This is a genomic window from Agromyces seonyuensis (genome assembly GCF_009789225.1).
In the GTDB taxonomy this organism is placed as follows: domain Bacteria; phylum Actinomycetota; class Actinomycetes; order Actinomycetales; family Microbacteriaceae; genus Agromyces; species Agromyces seonyuensis.
The window spans coordinates 52,925-68,845 of sequence record NZ_WSTA01000008.1; the positions used below are offsets into that span (position 1 = coordinate 52,925).

Sequence of the window (15,921 nt, forward strand, 5' to 3'; positions counted from 1 at the left end):
CGCCGGCTGGACCCCACCACGATATGAACGACGGAACGGCGCGTGATAGAACTGATCACGCAGAATCAGCACTGATTCAGCGGATTCTCCGGCCCCCGCACGATCCACACGAACTGAGGCCCCCATGACAAGGTCGCATGAACAGGCACGGGCACAGGAACAGGCACAGGAACAGGCACAGGAACGGGCACAGGACGCGCTCGCGCCCATCGCGGCCGCGGTGGCCGAGGTCCTGAGCTGTCCGATCGAGCTCACGACGGATATTGCGCCGGCACTCGACGCGTTCGAGTCGGCGCACTGCCTAGACCCTCGCATCCAGCCCGCCTTCACCGCGTCGGTGCTCCGAGGGTTCGTGCGCGACATGGATCGGCAGGTCGTCCATGAGATCCGAGAGCCGCTCGGCATGGCCATCTCGCTCGTCCGCTGGGGCGATCGCCTGCTCGTCATCGGCCCGTACACGCACGAGCCCATGCATCCGGGTGTCGCCGAAGAGACCTTGAGTCGGTTGGGCGTCCCCAGCGCCCACCTCCAGATCTACAAGCTCTACCGCACCAGGTACCCGATCGTGGATGCCGAGTACGTCTACCGCGGAGCTGCGAGCGTGCTCCGCGCCGGCGGCGGCGAGGACGCGCTCGGCAGCCTTCGCGAAGTAGAGGCCGAAGGCGGAACGATCGCCCCCGGAGTTCGCGAGGCCCCGCAGTCCGCCGCCTTCACCGTGATCGAGGAGCGGTACCGACTCGAACGGGAATTCATGGACGCGGTCGCAGAGGGCTCTTCCGAACGCGCCCTCGCAGCCCTGCAACGCATGGGACGGATGCCGCAGACCATCAGCTACCTCAACACGCCGTTCCTCGGCACGACCATCCTGCGCATCATGGCCCGGGTCGCGGCGCAGCGCGGCGGACTGCCACCGCTGACCGTCGACGCGATCTCCCAGGAGTACGCACAGCGCCTGCACCGCATCGGCCATTCCTCCGACCCCAAGCGTTCCGCAGCGTTCACCGCGCAGATGGTCACGGACTTCTGCCGGCACGTCCGACGTCACAACCAACGCGAGTACCCGCCACTAGTGCGCCGAGTCGCCGACGAGATCGACCTGCACCTCAGCAGCCAGGTCTCGACGACAGAGCTCGCCGACCGGCTCGGGGTGTCAGCGTCCACGCTCGCTCGCCGCTTCAAGGCCGCGACCGGCCTGACCATCGTCGCGTACACCGCCCAGCAACGGGCCGAACGCGCGGCCCGCTTGCTCGCCACGACGACGCAGAGCGTGCGCGAGATCGCGCTGTTCGTCGGCTACGACGACGCCAACTACTTCGTGAAGGTGTTCCGAGATGCGCACGGCATGACGCCGACCGCCTATCGGGAGGCTCACACCGCCTGACACGCACGAGGGCCGCGGATCAGATCGGATCCGCGGCCCTCGACGTCGGCGCTTCGTCAGGCGAGCACTGCCTCGCCCTCAGCCTCCGCACCCTGCAAGGCGGCCTTGCGCTCGCCGACGCGCTTCTGCACTTCGATCATCTCGATGCGATCGAGCTTGTAGCCCCGCATCGCGATGAGCGTGCATGCCCAGCCGAGGATCGGCAGGCCGAAGAAGAGCAGCAGGCTCATCACCAGGATCGGCGTCGACGGGCTGTCGGTCGGCTGGGGCATGACCGTCGTGAAGCCGATGAGGGCAACGGCGCCGAGCGCGAGCGCGGCGCCGAGCGACGAGATGATCTGGTCGACGATGTTGTACGTCGCGGTCACTGTGGCCGGGAGGAACTTGCCCGACCGGTCGAGTTCGTAGTCGATGACGTCCGCGCGCATGGCGCCGGACGCCACGGTGACCACCATCGAGGCACCGTTTAGGAGCAGGTACACAAGGAAGAATCCGATCGTGAGTGCCAGGTTGCCGAGGATCGAGCCCATGTCGACGACCAGGCAGAACACGGTCAGCAACACGGCGAGGATCAGGCAGATCCACGTCCAGGTCACGGTCGCTGCCTTCGAGCCGTGCTTGCCGGTGTAGCGGGCGCCGAAGATCGCGAACACGATGCCCGGAAGGATCGCGATCAGCCCGAGCACCGAGCCGAGCTGCATATTGCCGAGCAGGATGCCCCACATCAGCGTGCCGATCACGGCCTGCGACTTCACGACCTGGGCGAGCTTGTCGGAGGCCCCGCTGATCAGGTAGCGCTGGAACGGTCCGTTCTTCGTGAGGAGGTTCCACATGTCGCGCATCGAGACGTCCGCCTTGGCGCGGTCGACCTCGAGGTGTGCGAAGTTCTCGGGCTTGTCGATCCGGGCGACGCCGATGCACGCGAGGATCTGGAACACGAGCGAGCAGGCGACGTAGGTGAGCGCGGTCTCGCTCAGCATCTCGACCGTGAACTGGTTGCCGTGCCGCGGCAGGAACACCACCGTCGAGAGGATCGAGAAGATCGCGGGCACGAAGTAGGCGTACACCGTCGACCAGACCTGCACGGTCGGCCGCTGTCGCGGATCGTTCGTGAGCACCGGCCCCGTCATCTGACCGGCGATGTCGTTCATCGACGAACCGATGATGTAGACCACGTAGATCGCGATGAAGAACACCGCGCCGAGGCCCGTGTCAGCGCCCCAGACGAACAGCATGAGGATCGCGAGCGAGCGGATGAGCCATCCGCCGAGCATAAAGAAGCGAAGCTTGCCGAATCGGAAGTTCACCTTCTCGATGAGCAGCGCCAGCAGCGGGTCGATGAGTCCATCGAACACGCGCGTGAGCGTCAAGATGAGGCCTGCCGCGGCGACGGCGATGCCGTATCCGGCGTTCTGCAGGTAGCTCATGAGGCCGACGAGGACGTAGAAGATCATCGCCGAGCCGTTGTTCATCTGGGAGAACGCGATCTCCCAGGTCTTGGCGCGACGGTAGGTGACGCCGTCCGCCTCACTGGCCGTCTGCTTCGGGTTACGCGCCATTGCGTGTTCGCTCCTTCGAGAATCCGCTCGGGCGGCCGACGGCTCGTTCCGTCGGCCACCTGATGAGCCGAAGGCAACAGTAGGAAGAAGCGCACCCGGCCGAATAGAAGACACCGGGCGGACGTAGAACGAAATCGGCGGGAGCTGCGGCGCGGCCGGTACCGGAGCGGGACCCGACGACAAACGAGGCTCAGGGCGCCTGCTGCGCGCTCTGACCCTCGTCACGTGGACGCCCGAACGTCACGCCTCGAGGAGCTCGCCCATCTGCTTCGCGATGAGCGTGGTCGCGAACTTCGGGTTGAGGCGCGAGAGCCGGTCCATCGCTGCGGCGTCGGAACCGATGGTGGCGCGGAAGCGCCCCTTCTGGATCGCGCCGACGATCACCCGGCCGGCCTCCACCGGACTCGTCGTCTTGTACGCGGCGGTCTCGGCCGAAGCGTCGCCCGCGAGGCTGACGCCGGAATTCGCGGCGATGTCGGTGCCGATCGCACCCGGGAAGACGACGCTCACCTGCACGTTCGTGTCGAGCAGTTCGGCGTAGAGGGCCTCGGTCAAGAGTTTCACCGCGGCCTTGGATGCGCCGTAGGCGGCCTGGCCGGGCACAGGAGCGTACGAGCCCATGCTCGCGACGTTGAGGATCGCTGCTTCGGGGCGCGCGAGCAGGGTCGGCAGGAAGGCCTTGCACATATTCATGACGCCGCCGAAATTCACGTTCATGACCTTGTCGATCTCGGAGAACGGCAGGTCGATCACCTTGACGAACTTCTGGATCACGCCGGCGATGTTCACGATGCCGTTGACCTGCCCGTGCGCCGCTTCGACGGTGGCGGGGAGCCCGGCGACGGCCTCGCGGTCGGTGATGTTCACGACGTGCGGCGAGAACCGGTTCCCGGAGCCGGCGAGCCTGGCGGTCTCGGCGAGCCCGTCGGCGTTGAGGTCGACCCCGGCGACCGATGCTCCGCCGGTGAGGAGTTGGAGCGTCGTCTCGCGTCCGATGCCGTTGCCCGCGCCGGTGACGACGAAGACCTTGTTCGCGATGTGCATGTTCGATTCCTGTCTGTGATGGGGGCTAGTCAATCGAGGCGGGCCACGGCACCCGGCATGACACCCGCACCGTTGAAGCTGTCGACGGCGAACCAGTACGGGTGGCCCGCGTTGAGTGACCCGACCTCGAGCTCGGTCCGGTCGTAGACGAGCCAGGAGTGGTAGAGCTTGTCGGGCGAGATGCCGTATCGCACGTTGTAGCCCACGGCGCCGGGCGCGGCATCCCATCGCAGCGACGCCGTGCGCGGGTCGTGGCGTTCCCCGCCGACCTCGACGGCGTCAGGGAGCGGAACGTCGGCGAGGCCGAACACGCGCAGCCCGCTCACGGCGAAGACTCCGCCGAACGGCATCGCCCCTGCCGTGACCCGGACGTACCGCGCGCGCCGCGACTCGGGCAGCACGACGAACGCGTGCGGGGCGTCCTCGCGGGTGCCGATCGTGTCGTGCACGACCGTCCACTCCACGCCGTCGACCGAGAGTTCGACGCGGACCTCGGTGGGCTGCGAGTCCGGGAAGACCGCGCGCTTGCCGAACGTCGCCTTCGCGAGGTCTCGGCGCTTGGGCGCGCGAGGCGCGAGCTCGTGGTCGGCGAGGTTCACCTGCAGCGCGTGCACGGTCGCCTCCGCGCCGAGGTCGAGTTGTAGCCACTCCCCCGGCCGGTCCGAGCCGGCGACCCACCAGCTGCGCACCGACTCGTCGGTCGCGAGCGCCGGCTCGTGGCCGTCGACGGATGACGACGCGGTCGCGTCGGCGCGGTACGAGAGGAGCATCCAGCCCGGGGATGCTTCGGTCCACGGGTCGAACGCACGGTCGGGCACCTGCATGGGGTAGTCCGCGAAGTTCTGGTTGCAGAAGAGCACGCCGTCCTCGTCGAACCCGGCCGGGAACAATCCGATCCGCCGCTCGAAGTCCGCGTTCACCGAGACGCGCATGGTCGCGACGTGCCACCAGTTGCCGTGCCGGTCCTGGAACGTGCTGCCGTGGCCTGCGCCCGTGATGAACCCGCCGGGATTCGACGAGAACGGGCTGTGCGGGTCGTACTCGAACGGGCCCAGCGGGCCGGTGCCGACGTAGGCGCCGTCGGCGTAGGTGTTGAACTGCGTGCCCGGGCCGGCGTACTGCAGGTAATAGCGGTCGCCTACCCGGTTCATGTACGCGCCCTCGATGAAGGGCGCGTCGCCGATGTAGGCGTCCATGACCTTGCCCGCGAACCCGCGCCGCACCTCGGCCACGTAGTCGTCGCCCGTACGCTCCCAGCCCCGGTTCGCCGTGTCCGCCGAGATCAGCGGCACCGGCTCGCCGAGGCTCCGGAATGTCGAGCGGTCCAGCTCGACACCGCTCACGGGACGGTTGTGCGAGCACCCCCAGTACAGGTAGAGGCGCCCGTCATCGTCCTGGAATGTGTCCGGGTCCCAGAACGCGACGTCGCTCGGGGCGATCTCCTCGAAGTCGTCCGCGAACGGGTCGACGCTGCGGAAGAAGCGTCCCTTCGTCTTGCGGGATGCCGTGAACAGCAGTGCACCGTCGACCTCGCGCACATCGGGCGCGTAGTCGATCGCCGGGATCTTCTCGCTCGGCTGCAGCGTCCACTTGACGAGGTCCTCGGAATGCCAGAACCCACGCGTCATCGACGCGAACATCAGGTAGCGGCCCCGGTAGAAGACGACCGTCGGGTCGGCCGCCTCCCGGTGCACGCTCCGACCGACGAACGGCGTCCGGATGTCCTGATAGCGGTACGAGAGGTCGAGGGGGTTGCAGACGATACGGGAGTTCACGATGGGTCCTTCAGAGTCGGGGTTGGTGGTGCGGGTCTCGCCGATCAGGCCGGCAGCAACCGGCGGAGCACCTCGGCGCTCATCTCGGCGCTGCGGAGCGGCGACCCGCCGATCCAGTTCTTGTGGGTCTCGAGGATCACGGCTTCGACGCGAAGGGATGCCGCGCGCTCGACGATCGCGTCGATGGCGAGGTTCCCGGTGCCGAGCTCGACGCTGTCGACCTTGACGATGGGCGTCATCGTCGGTCCCGTCGTGCGTGATCCGCGATCGGTGAGGTGGATCAGGCGCACGCGCTCGCCGAGCGACTCGAGCAGTGCGAGCGGGTCAGCGCCGGCGGTGGCGGCCCAGAAGCAGTCGAGTTCGAAGCCGACGGCGTCCGCGTCGGTCAGGTCGACGAGCGCGGCGAACGCGGTACCGCCGGAGCCCAGACGCCGGAACTCGGCGGTGTGGTTGTGGTACAGGAGCCGAACGCCGTCGGAGGAGAGGTTCCGGCCGGCGGTGTCGAGTCGCCCGGCGAGCCGTCGCACCGCGACGCCGTCGCCGTAGTCGAACCGGTGCATGCCGGTGACGACGACGTTGCGGGTGCCGAACGCGGCGGCTCGCGCGGCCACCGCCTCCGGGTCTGATTCGATCGTGCCGAGGTCCTCGTGCAGTGCGGCGACCGACAGGCCGGACTCGGCGACCAGGCGCCACCAGTCGAGGCGTCCGCCCTTGCCCACCGGCATCCCCGCCGCCTTCGTGAGCGCGCGCACGAAGAGCGAGGTCGGCCGGGTCATGAAGCCGTTGAGCTCGATCGCCTCGAACCCGGCCGCGACCAGGCGCGCGAGCGTTTCGCGCGCCTGATCGTCGGTCGACGTGATCCGGCCGATCTGGATCTGCTGGATCCCGCGCAGCGGCCGCTGCGCCGTGGGCGGCACGGGTCAGACCGTCTCGCCGGCGTCGGCGAGGAGGGTGCTGCCGGTCATGATCATCGACAGGTCGCTCGCGGCGAAGAGCACGACGCGCGCGATGTCGTCTGGGGTGCCCATGCGGCCGATCATGCTCGTGTTCATGACCTCGAGCGGGGGCATCTCGATGCCGGCCGCGGCGGCGGCCTCTGCGCCCGCCTTCGCGGCCGCGAGGTTGCCCTCGGTGGGCACGAAGCTCGGCGCGACGCCGAGCACACGGATGCCGAGCGGGGCGAGGTCCACCGCGAGCGACTTCGTCATACCGAGCGCGGCGTGCTTCGATCCCACGTACGCGGCCATGCCGGGGAAGGCCACCTGCACGCCCGCGGTCGAAATGATGTTGACGATCACGCCGCCGGAGCCGTCGGCCGACATACGGCGCGCGGCCTCGCGCGAGCCGAGGAAGACGCCGCGCGCGTTGACGGCGAACGTCGCGTCCCACATCTCGTCGGGCATCATCGTGACGGGCGCGTTCGGGAAGATCCCGGCGTTGTTGACCCACACGTCGATGCCGCCGAGTTCGGCGACCGCGAGGTCGGCGGCGGCCGCGACCGAGGCCGCATCGGCGACGTCCGCGCGAGTGCTCGCGACGCGCACCCCGTATCGATCCGCGAGGTCCGCGGCGGCGGCCTGCGCGGCATCCGCGTTGAGGTCGATCAGCAGCAGGTCGGCGCCGGCCTCGGCCAGGCGGGCCGCAATGGCCTTGCCGAGCCCCTGGGCGGCGCCGGTGACCACGGCGCGACGACCGGCGAGCGAGAGCAGGTCGGTCAGCGGGCGGTTCGAGACGTCGGCGAACGGGAAGCTCATGCTGCGACCTCCGCCGACTCGAGTCCGTTTCGCTGGGCAACCTCGCCGAGCCACGCGAGGCTCGGCTTCGGGGTGCGGGCGAACGTGTCGCGGTCGACCGCGATCAGGCCGAACGTCGGCTCCCAGTGGCCCCATTCGAAGTTGTCGAGCAGCGACCAGTGCAGGTAGCCGCGCACGTCGATGCCGTCGGCGATCGTGCCCGCGAGGCCCTGCAGGGCTTCATCGGTGTAGCGGATGCGCTGGGTGTCATCGGCCGTGGCGATGCCGTTCTCCGTGATCACGATCGGGGTGTGCTCACTGATCTCCCAGGCGTGGCGCACCGCCATCGCCAGCGAGTCGGGACGGAACGAGGTCCCGACGAGCGTGTTGTCGGGAGCGGGCGGGTGCGGCACGAGTCCGTTCGCGTCGACCTGCTGGCTCGAGTACGCCTGAACTCCGACGAAGTCGTCGCCGCGCGAGCCCTCCCAGTACACGTCCTCCTTGCCGAAGCGGATCTGGAGGAGCTTCTCCTCACCGCCGGGCGCCGCGGTCAGCGCGCCGGCTGCGATCGTCCACCCGACCTTCGCGCCGGTGCGCTCGCGAACGATCGCGCGGGCCGCGTGGTGGATGCGGGTGAACAGGCGCCCGATCTCGGGATCGGCATACGTGAGGAACTCACTGTGCGTCTGCTTCTGCTCGTCGTCGCCGTCGGCCTCGACCGTGGGACTGGTCCACTCGCCGCCGGAGGCCGCGAGGTGGCGCATCGCGGTCATGATCGCTGCCTGCATATTGGGCTCGTTCATGGTCGCGACCCACTCGACGCCGTCGAGGATCGTGCAGGCCTGCTCGACATACGCGCAGAACAGTTCCTGCGCCTCGGGGCCGTCCCAGCCGCCGAGAGCGGCGAACCACTGCGGCGTGGTGAAGTGCTGCAGCGTCACGACCGGGGTCACGCCGAGTTCGAGGCAGAACTCGATCATGCGGCGGTAGTGCGCGAGCTCGGCCTTCGAGAAGTGCCCGCGCACCGGCTCGATGCGCGACCACTCGAGGCTGAAGCGGTAGGAGGTGAGTCCGGCGTCGGCGAGCAGCTGGATGTCCTCGCGGTACCGGTGGTAGCTGTCGACGGCGTCGCCGGAGAGCTCCATGCCGGGCATCATCTGCTCGCGGGCCCACCAGTCGCTGTTGACGTTGTTGCCCTCGATCTGGTGGCCGGCGGTCGCGGCCCCCCAGAGGAACCCGTCGGGGAAGGTGGTCATGCGTTCGTCCTCTCGTTCAGTGCGTGGGTGGTGTCGGAGATCGTGGCGGATGCCTCGAATCGGCCGGCCCCGACCAGGTGTTCGGCGCCGTCGGGCAGGATGACCCGAGCGGTGGTGCCCGACGGGATGTCGGCCATGAGCTGCAGACGCTCGCCCTCGAGCCGCCACTCGACGGCGATGGTGCCGTGCGGGCTCTCGTAGGATCCGCGGGCCCAGGTGATGCCTCCGCCGGGCACCGGGGCGATGACGACGCGTTCCCAGCCGATCGAGTCGGCCTCCTGACGGAGCCCGAGCGTGTGGGTGTGCAGGAACCGCATCGCGGCGCCCTTGCTGTAGTGGTTCAGCGACTCGTGGGCGTCGCCGTGCTCGTCGATGCCCTCCCAGTCCTCCCAGATCGTGGTCGCGCCGCGGTCGAGCATGTACCGCCACGACGGTGCGGTGCGCTGCTGCAGGAGCTCGTACGCGACATCCGCGCGCCCGTGGTCGGCGAGCACCTGCAGCAGGTCGCCGGTCGCGAGGAACCCGGTGCCGACGTGCGTACCCGCCTCTCGGATCAGCTCGACGAGGCGTTCGAGGGCGGCCTCACGGAGCTCGGCGGGCACGAGCCCGAACTCGAGCGCGCGCACGTAGGCCGCCTGCGTGTCGGTCGTGGTCGTGCCGTCGGGGCGCAGGTAGGCCTGCCGCCAGGCGTCGGCGATGCGCTTGGCGGTCGCCGCGTAGCGGGCGGCATCCTCATCACGGCCGAGGATGCCCGCGATGCGCGCGAGCGTCGCCGTCGAGCGGTGCAGGTAGGCGGTGCCGACCTCGCCCTTGTCGGCCATGAACCAGGCCATCGGGTTGTGCTTGATCGGGTCGATGCGGTTGCCGTCGGCGTCGCGCTGCGTGGGCTCGGTCCACTCGCCCCAGTGGAAGGTGCCGTCCCAGAGGTACTGCTCGAACGGCTCCGGCTCCGCAGAGGCCTGCATGCGCGCGAAGTGGCGCGTGGTGCGGGCCTGCTCGAGTGCCCAATCGACCCAGCGGATCATCGCGTCGACGTTCTCGGCGAGCACCTGCTCGTCGCCGTACGCCAGGTACAGCTCCCACGGCACCGCGACGATCGCGTCGCCCCAGCCCGACGACCCGGTCATCATGGCGAACTGGTCGTCGAGGTGGTGCTTGATGCGCCGCCCGTCGGGCGAGAAGTTCGCGATGCGGCCGTCGTCGAGCTGGTCGTCGCGCACCGAGCGCAGCCATTTGCGGCTGAATCCGAGCACGTCGTACAGCCGCGTCGCCATGGGCGCGAACACCTGGTAGTCGCCCGTCCAGGCGAGCCGCTCGCGGGTCGGGCAGTCCGTGGGCACGTCGACGGCGTTGCCGCGGAAGCTCCAGTCGGCGATGCCGTGGAGGCGATTCAGGGTCTCGTCGCTGCACTCGAACGCACCCGTTCGCCGCAGGTCGGTCTGCACGATGCGCATCTGCACGGATGCCGCCGCGGGCGCGCCGCCGTCGGATCGGGCGATGCGGGCGTAGCGGAAGCCGTGCACGGTGTGGCGGGGCTCGAACTCGCCGCCCGGCTCCCCCGCCACGACCTCGTCGCGCTGCACGAACGCCTTGCGCCCCTCCGGCCGCTCGGAGTCGAGGTGGGAGGTGTCGAGGTCGCCGTCGCGACCGAGGGCCTCGCCGTAGTCGATGACCGTGCGGGTGCCCGGCACGCCGAGGTCGGTGAGCCGGATCCATCCGGACGCATTCTGGCCGAAGTCGGCGATCACCCGGCCGTCGGCGAGCCGGTGCAGCTCGACCGGCGTGCGGGTCTCGACGACCCGAACGGGCGGTGCGGGCGACCAGTCGATCGCGGGCGGGGCGTCGACGACGTCGAGGAGGACGGATGCCTCGGGCTGCGCGCTGGCCCCGAGGTCGAGCGTCTGGCCGTCCATGAGGTCGGCGCGGGTGATCGCCGACGGGCGGCTCGTCCACGTCTCATCGCTGCGCACGACGCGACGGCTGCCGTCGGCGAGTTCGAGGTGCAGTTCGGCCCGGGCGCCGAGCGTCGTGCCCCAGCCGGCGGGCAGCCGGAACGCGCCCACCTGGCCGCGGAACCAGCCGTCGGAGAGCTCGAGCTCGATCGCGTTGTCGCCGTCCTGGAGGAGTGACGTGACGTCGGTCGCCTGCGCGTAGAGCGTGCGGTCGTAGGAGGTCGAGCCGGGCGCGAGCTCGATCGTGCCGACGCGTGCGCCGTTCACGGTCGCCGTGTAGACGCCGAGTGCGGTGGTGTAGAACCGCGCCGACACGACCGGCCCGGCCAGCGCGAACCGGCCCGCGAGCACGTGGGCCGGGCGCTTGCCGTACCCGGGATCGCCCTCGGAGCCGACGGGCGCCTCGACCGGTGAGATCCAGTTCGCGGTCCAGTCCTCGTCGAGGAGGCCCGCCTCGAACCCGGACCAGTCCGACCACGCGGCATCCGCCCCCGGCCCGTCGGCGGCCACGCGCCACCTCACCCGCTGCCCGCTGCGGAGCGCGGCGAACGGCCACGCCGCCAGGCGGCGCCCGATGACGACGACGACCGCCGGCGGAGCACCGTCGATCACCGCCTCCACGCGGTAGGGCGTGCGGACGTCGCGGTCGACCGGGTCCTTCCAGGAGAGGCGGGGGGCGGCTCCGGTGACGGGGAATCCGTCACCGCCGCCGTCCACGACGAGGTCGTAGGGTGCAGTGCGCATGGTGGTTCGCTTCCGTGGGAATGCGGTTCAGGTCAGGCGGGTCGAGGTCCGCTCAGCGGATCGACTTGACCTTGAGCAGGATGATGAGGCCGCCGACGAGGGCGAAGACCGCACCGGTGAGGTAGAGCAGCGTGTAGTTCTTGACGTCGCCGACCGCGCCGATCGTGATGACGACGCCGGCGATCAGCGGCGCGAGCGCGCTCGGGATCTTCTGCGCGAACTGCACAACCGCCATGTACCGGCCGATCTGGTCGCGCTCGGGGATGATCGCGAAGACGATCGCCTGGTCGACCGTGGCGAACACGGCGATCGCGAGCTGCATGAGCACGGCGCCGACGATGATCTGCGGAAGTGCCCATGCGGTCGCTTCGGCGATGGCGCCGCCGACGAAGAGCACCGCCGCGATCATCACGAAGAGACGACGACGCTGCAGCTTGTCGGAGAGGAACCCGCCGATCAGCGCGCCCGCGGCCGCGGCGAGGACGCCGATCATGCCGACGGTCGCGACGATGCCGGCGACCTCGCGAACGGGCAGGTCGAGGCGCTGCGCGTAGAAGAACGTGCCGAACGTCGTGTTGAAGTACAGGCCGACGAAGAACACGAAGCGGCCGAGCCAGTTCCAAGCGAAGTCGGGGTACTTGCGCACGTTGAAGCCGTAGCTCGTCACCACCGACTTGACGGTGACGTGACCGGTTCGGGGCAGGTCCTTCGAGCTGCCCTCCGGCTTGATGAGTGGGAAGATGCCGAGCATCACGGCGCCGATGACGCCGGGCACGAGGAACACGAGCGTCGTGTTCGAGGAGACCGCGTAGGCGACGCCGATGCCGAGCACGGGGGCGATCTGGGTCATGAGTCCGGTCAGCGCCGACACCTTGCCGCGCTGCGATTCGGGGAGTTTGTCGGCCATGAGCAGCTGCAGCGGCGCGCCCGCGATCGACCAGCCCGACATTCCGAGCACCCAGCCCGCGCCGACGATCAGCAGGTTCGGCGCCAGGGAGATCACGACCAGGCCGGCGAGGCCGATCACGATGCCGAGGTAGATGAAGGGCGTTCGTCGCCCGAATCGCGAGCGGGTGCGGTCGCTCCAGATGCCGATGAGCGGGCTGATGATCAGGTAGACCGCCTGCGCCGTGCCCGTGATGTAGCCGAGCACCTCTTCATGTCCGGGGGCGAGCTCGCTGATCCGGACCGCGAGGCCGTACGACAGGGGCACCATCATGGCCATCGAGACGCCGAAGCTTGCCAGCATCAGCCAGAAGATGTAACTCCGGCTCATCGGCTGCTGCGGTTCGGCCACAACCGTGTCGGCCGCGGCATCGACGCTCGGGGGAACGATCTCGTCGGACACGGCGAGGCCGGCAGCGAGCTCCGCGCCCGGCTCGTTCTTCGTCACCATTGACTCCTTCATCGGTGAAGCCGACCACGCGATCGTACGCAGGTCGGGATGGGGCAACACCCAAAAGTAACCAGATTGGTTACGTTGCGGCCAAGAGTAACCAGTGCGGTTACTATTGGCAAGTCGGCCGCGAAGTCCGGTCTGCCAGACTCGTGGGATGGGCCGACAGGGAGAAGACATGCACGGTTCGACCACGTCGGTCACGGCCGAGGCCGCACCCGAGGCGACGCCCCGAGGCCGGCGCGGCCCCTACGCGAGTACGCCCGCGCGCCGCGCCGAGATCGTGCGCGCCGCGCTGGCGAGCTTCGCCGAGCACGGCTATGAGCGCGCATCCCTCCGCGACATCGCCGCGCGCGCCGGACTCACGCACGCCGCCCTGCTGAAGCACTTCGCCAGCAAGGACGAACTGCTGCTCGCGGCACTCGCCCAGCGCGACGACGACGACGAGGAGATGGCGCGACGCATCATGCAGTCGAAGGTGGCAGCCGAGCGCGTGCTCTCGAGCGTGCTCGCCGACGAGTTCGCCCACCCCGACCACCAGCGCAACTGGCTCGCGATCACGGTCGCCGCGACCAACCCCGAGCATCCGGCGCACGAGTTCTTCATCGATCGACGCGAGCGCATGCGCGTGCATTTCTCGAGCGGCCAGCTCACGACCGCGCATGACAGCGAAGCGCTCAGCGCAGACGACAAGGTCACCATGCTCATGGCGATGATCGACGGCCTCCGTATCCAGGCGCTGCTCGACCCGACCCGAGAGACGCTCCCCCTGCTCGAGACCTTCATGCGACTCATCACGACCGACGAGGATCGCCACGGCACGCTCGAGGCACCGTCGCGGGCGGACTGAATGCGCCACGAGCGCAACGCCCGCCGTCACGCCTGTGCCGATTCTCCAGACCTGACGCCTCCTGCTGCGCGATTCCAGCCGAATCGAAATCTCTCGAGCCGCGTCGAACACGATTCGCAGCGAGCAATTCATGGCATAGATACCCGAGAGGGCATGCAGATTGGGCTACAAAAAGACCTGATCAGGAACTATTTTGTAGGGCGGACGGGACTTGAACCCGTGACCGATGGGAGGCAGCCGGCTTACCGAAGGGTTCCGGATGCCTCGCCGCACCTCGCCCGATCTGTATCTGATCAGGATGTTCTCGTTCGTCGTGTTCGAACCCGTTCAGACTACCGGGCTTCGCCTGGGCTCGCCTGGGGAGCCCTCGGATCGAAAAGTGGTGATTAAACGGTCACCGGGCCCGGCGGGGCCGACTGCTCGATAAGCGTGATCGGGATGAACTCGTCCGCTCCCTGGGCCGCTAGGTAGGCGAGATCTCCGATCAGGCGGGTCGTGCGGCCGTTGCCGTCGACGAAGGGATGGATGCGGACGAGCTCGGCATGCACCGCGATGCCGAACTGGCGGGCATCCCAGTCATCGGTGTTCGTCCACCTGTAGGCGAGGTTGTCGAGCGTGGCTCGCAGATCGACCTTTACCTGGGCCGGATTGACGCCGATGGAGAGCATTCGCACGCGAGGTCGACCCGCCCACGTCCAAGTCGCGCCGTACAACCGCTCGTGCACCTCGAATACGAAGCCAAGGCTGAGCACGTCGTCGAGCTGAAGTTCGCCCTCGAGGACCGCCTCAACGAGGTCGACGGCGACAGCCTGCTCGATCTCCTGTTCGAGTTCGAAGATCGCGGCCTTCAACGGCGGATCGCCGACCACCGCGCGCGCCGCCTCGGTGAGTGCATCAGCTTCGTCCGGGTCGATCGGCGTCTCGCCGTACCCGGGATCGAACGTCACTTGCCCGAACGAATCGCGCGAGCTTTGGCCGCCTCGACGAAACGACGCGCCTCATCGGAAGGGACGTACCCGCTCGGCACTACCCGATTCTCGAGCTTCGCCGATGCCGCAGTCGAACGCCCGACCGCCCGCCGAAGCGCAACCGGCGACACCTTCCGAACAGCAGCCACGTCACACCTCCAGGATTCAGATCCGATCCACACCAGTGTAGGAGGCAACGACGCAACCGCCCCCAGACCTCCTCGTCACGAAGGTCGAATGTAGGCACGACGACACTCGCGCGGCGTGAAGGCAGCCATGCACGACTCGAGAGTTCGGTGCCCCTTTGCATCCCGGGAGCGGACCTGCACGACCCCGACGCGACCACCACACTTGCCGAAGTAGGCGTCGGCCCAGTTACTCGTAGACCGTCGCCGCCTGCAATGCATTTGCCACGACTTCCCATCCATTGCCGGGCGGCACGACTTCTCGATTCCGGTAGTAGCGGGTCTGCTGCACGGGTAGGTGACAGGTTGTAGTCACGCCGCCAGTGCGGCGGGCGTGTTCATGATGACTTCGAACTCGATCGGGGTCAATCGGCCGAGGGCGGTTTGCCGTCGGCGTCGGTGGTAGGTGCGCTCGATCCAGGTCACGATCGCGATGCGCAGCTCGTCGCGGGTGGCCCAGGAGCGCCGGTCGAGGACGTTCTTCTGGAGCAGGCTGAAGAACGATTCCATCGCCGCGTTGTCGCCCGCGGCACCGACGCGGCCCATCGATCCGACCAGGTCGTGGCGGCGCAGTTCGCGGACGACTTTCTTGGACCGAAATTGCGATCCTCGATCCGAGTGGACAATGCAGCCGGCGATCTCCTCGCGACGCGCGGCCGCGTTGCGAATGGCGTCGGCGGCCAGTCGGGCCTTCATGCGGTCGCTGATGGAGTAGCCCACGATCCGGTTCGAGTAGACGTCCTTGACGGCGCAGAGGTAGAGCTTGCCTTCGCTGGTGCGGTGCTCGGTGATGTCGGTCAGCCAGAGCCGGTTGGGCGCGTCGGCGGCGAAGACGCGGCCCACGAGATCGTCGTGCACGGCCGGTCCGGGCCGCTTGTGCTTGCCGCGAGCCTTCTTCTTGCCGAACACGCTCCACCAGCCGTTGTCGCGGCAGATCTTCCACGCGGTCCGTTCCGACATCGCTTCGCCGGCGTCGCGCGCTTCGTCGACGAGGAACCGGTAGCCGAACTCGGGATCGTCCCGATGCGCGTCGAACAACGCGTTCGCCCGGTGCGCTTCGATCAGTTCGGAATCACAG

At 68.6% G+C, this 15,921-nt stretch carries 12 protein-coding genes; 2 read left to right on the forward strand and 10 right to left on the reverse strand.

Annotated features, from left to right (window positions below):
* Nucleotides 1-361: 361 nt before the first annotated feature.
* Entirely contained in the window at nucleotides 362-1,381 is a 1,020-nt protein-coding gene (locus GB864_RS03315) for a helix-turn-helix domain-containing protein (protein ID WP_160422926.1), read from the forward strand.
* 56 nt (nucleotides 1,382-1,437) lie between these two features.
* On the opposite strand, the gene GB864_RS03320 is transcribed toward GB864_RS03315, so the two are convergent.
* The 8 genes from GB864_RS03320 to GB864_RS03355 form a co-directional block, all read right to left on the reverse strand.
* Nucleotides 1,438-2,940, reverse strand: coding sequence for an MFS transporter (locus GB864_RS03320; protein ID WP_160422927.1), 1,503 nt, complete (start codon nucleotides 2,938-2,940; stop codon nucleotides 1,438-1,440).
* A gap of 240 nt (nucleotides 2,941-3,180) precedes the next feature.
* Entirely contained in the window at nucleotides 3,181-3,984 is an 804-nt protein-coding gene (locus tag GB864_RS03325; RefSeq protein ID WP_160422928.1) for an SDR family NAD(P)-dependent oxidoreductase, read from the reverse strand.
* Between the two features lie 29 nt (nucleotides 3,985-4,013).
* Nucleotides 4,014-5,759: a family 43 glycosylhydrolase gene (locus GB864_RS03330; RefSeq protein WP_160422929.1), complete on the reverse strand. Its 1,746-nt coding sequence runs from the start codon at nucleotides 5,757-5,759 to the stop codon at nucleotides 4,014-4,016.
* A 44-nt stretch (nucleotides 5,760-5,803) separates the two neighbouring features.
* Nucleotides 5,804-6,676 carry a TIM barrel protein gene (locus GB864_RS03335; protein WP_160422930.1) on the reverse strand — a complete coding sequence of 291 codons (873 nt, stop codon included), beginning with the start codon at nucleotides 6,674-6,676 and terminating at the stop codon, nucleotides 5,804-5,806.
* A 3-nt stretch (nucleotides 6,677-6,679) separates the two neighbouring features.
* Nucleotides 6,680-7,513 carry an SDR family NAD(P)-dependent oxidoreductase gene (locus GB864_RS03340; RefSeq protein WP_160422931.1) on the reverse strand — a complete coding sequence of 278 codons (834 nt, stop codon included), beginning with the start codon at nucleotides 7,511-7,513 and terminating at the stop codon, nucleotides 6,680-6,682.
* Nucleotides 7,510-8,748, reverse strand: a complete 1,239-nt coding sequence (locus tag GB864_RS03345) for a glycoside hydrolase family 1 protein (protein WP_160422932.1) — start codon at nucleotides 8,746-8,748, stop codon at nucleotides 7,510-7,512. Before GB864_RS03345 ends, GB864_RS03340 begins: the two co-directional genes overlap by 4 nt.
* Nucleotides 8,745-11,444, reverse strand: a complete 2,700-nt coding sequence (locus GB864_RS03350; protein ID WP_160422933.1) for a family 78 glycoside hydrolase catalytic domain — start codon at nucleotides 11,442-11,444, stop codon at nucleotides 8,745-8,747. The genes GB864_RS03345 and GB864_RS03350 overlap by 4 nt, the downstream gene beginning before the upstream one ends.
* A gap of 52 nt (nucleotides 11,445-11,496) precedes the next feature.
* Nucleotides 11,497-12,837 carry an MFS transporter gene (locus tag GB864_RS03355; protein WP_419672759.1) on the reverse strand — a complete coding sequence of 447 codons (1,341 nt, stop codon included), beginning with the start codon at nucleotides 12,835-12,837 and terminating at the stop codon, nucleotides 11,497-11,499.
* A 160-nt stretch (nucleotides 12,838-12,997) separates the two neighbouring features.
* Here GB864_RS03355 and GB864_RS03360 point away from each other — a divergent pair, with 160 nt between their 5' ends.
* Nucleotides 12,998-13,690, forward strand: a complete 693-nt coding sequence (locus tag GB864_RS03360) for a TetR/AcrR family transcriptional regulator (protein ID WP_236778844.1) — start codon at nucleotides 12,998-13,000, stop codon at nucleotides 13,688-13,690.
* Nucleotides 13,691-14,076: 386 nt separating this feature from the next.
* On the opposite strand, the gene GB864_RS18345 is transcribed toward GB864_RS03360, so the two are convergent.
* Together GB864_RS18345 and GB864_RS03370 are read right to left on the reverse strand one after the other, a co-directional pair.
* On the reverse strand, nucleotides 14,077-14,637 hold the full coding sequence (locus tag GB864_RS18345) for a Fic family protein (RefSeq protein WP_160422934.1): 561 nt from the start codon (nucleotides 14,635-14,637) through the stop codon (nucleotides 14,077-14,079).
* A gap of 518 nt (nucleotides 14,638-15,155) precedes the next feature.
* Nucleotides 15,156-15,921: IS3 family transposase (locus GB864_RS03370; RefSeq protein ID WP_160422935.1), on the reverse strand; the 766-nt coding region annotated here is incomplete at its 5' end.

Bases quoted from the DNA above. Each gene is read 5' to 3' on its own strand.
- GB864_RS03315 (WP_160422926.1), top strand. From the start codon at position 362: ATGGATCGGCAGGTCGTCCATGAGATCCGAGAGCCGCTCGGCATGGCC.
- GB864_RS03320 (WP_160422927.1), bottom strand. From the start codon at position 2,940: ATGGCGCGTAACCCGAAGCAGACGGCCAGTGAGGCGGACGGCGTCACC.
- GB864_RS03325 (WP_160422928.1), bottom strand. From the start codon at position 3,984: ATGCACATCGCGAACAAGGTCTTCGTCGTCACCGGCGCGGGCAACGGC.
- GB864_RS03340 (WP_160422931.1), bottom strand. From the start codon at position 7,513: ATGAGCTTCCCGTTCGCCGACGTCTCGAACCGCCCGCTGACCGACCTG.
- GB864_RS03345 (WP_160422932.1), bottom strand. From the start codon at position 8,748: ATGACCACCTTCCCCGACGGGTTCCTCTGGGGGGCCGCGACCGCCGGC.
- GB864_RS03350 (WP_160422933.1), bottom strand. From the start codon at position 11,444: ATGCGCACTGCACCCTACGACCTCGTCGTGGACGGCGGCGGTGACGGA.
- GB864_RS03360 (WP_236778844.1), top strand. From the start codon at position 12,998: ATGGGCCGACAGGGAGAAGACATGCACGGTTCGACCACGTCGGTCACG.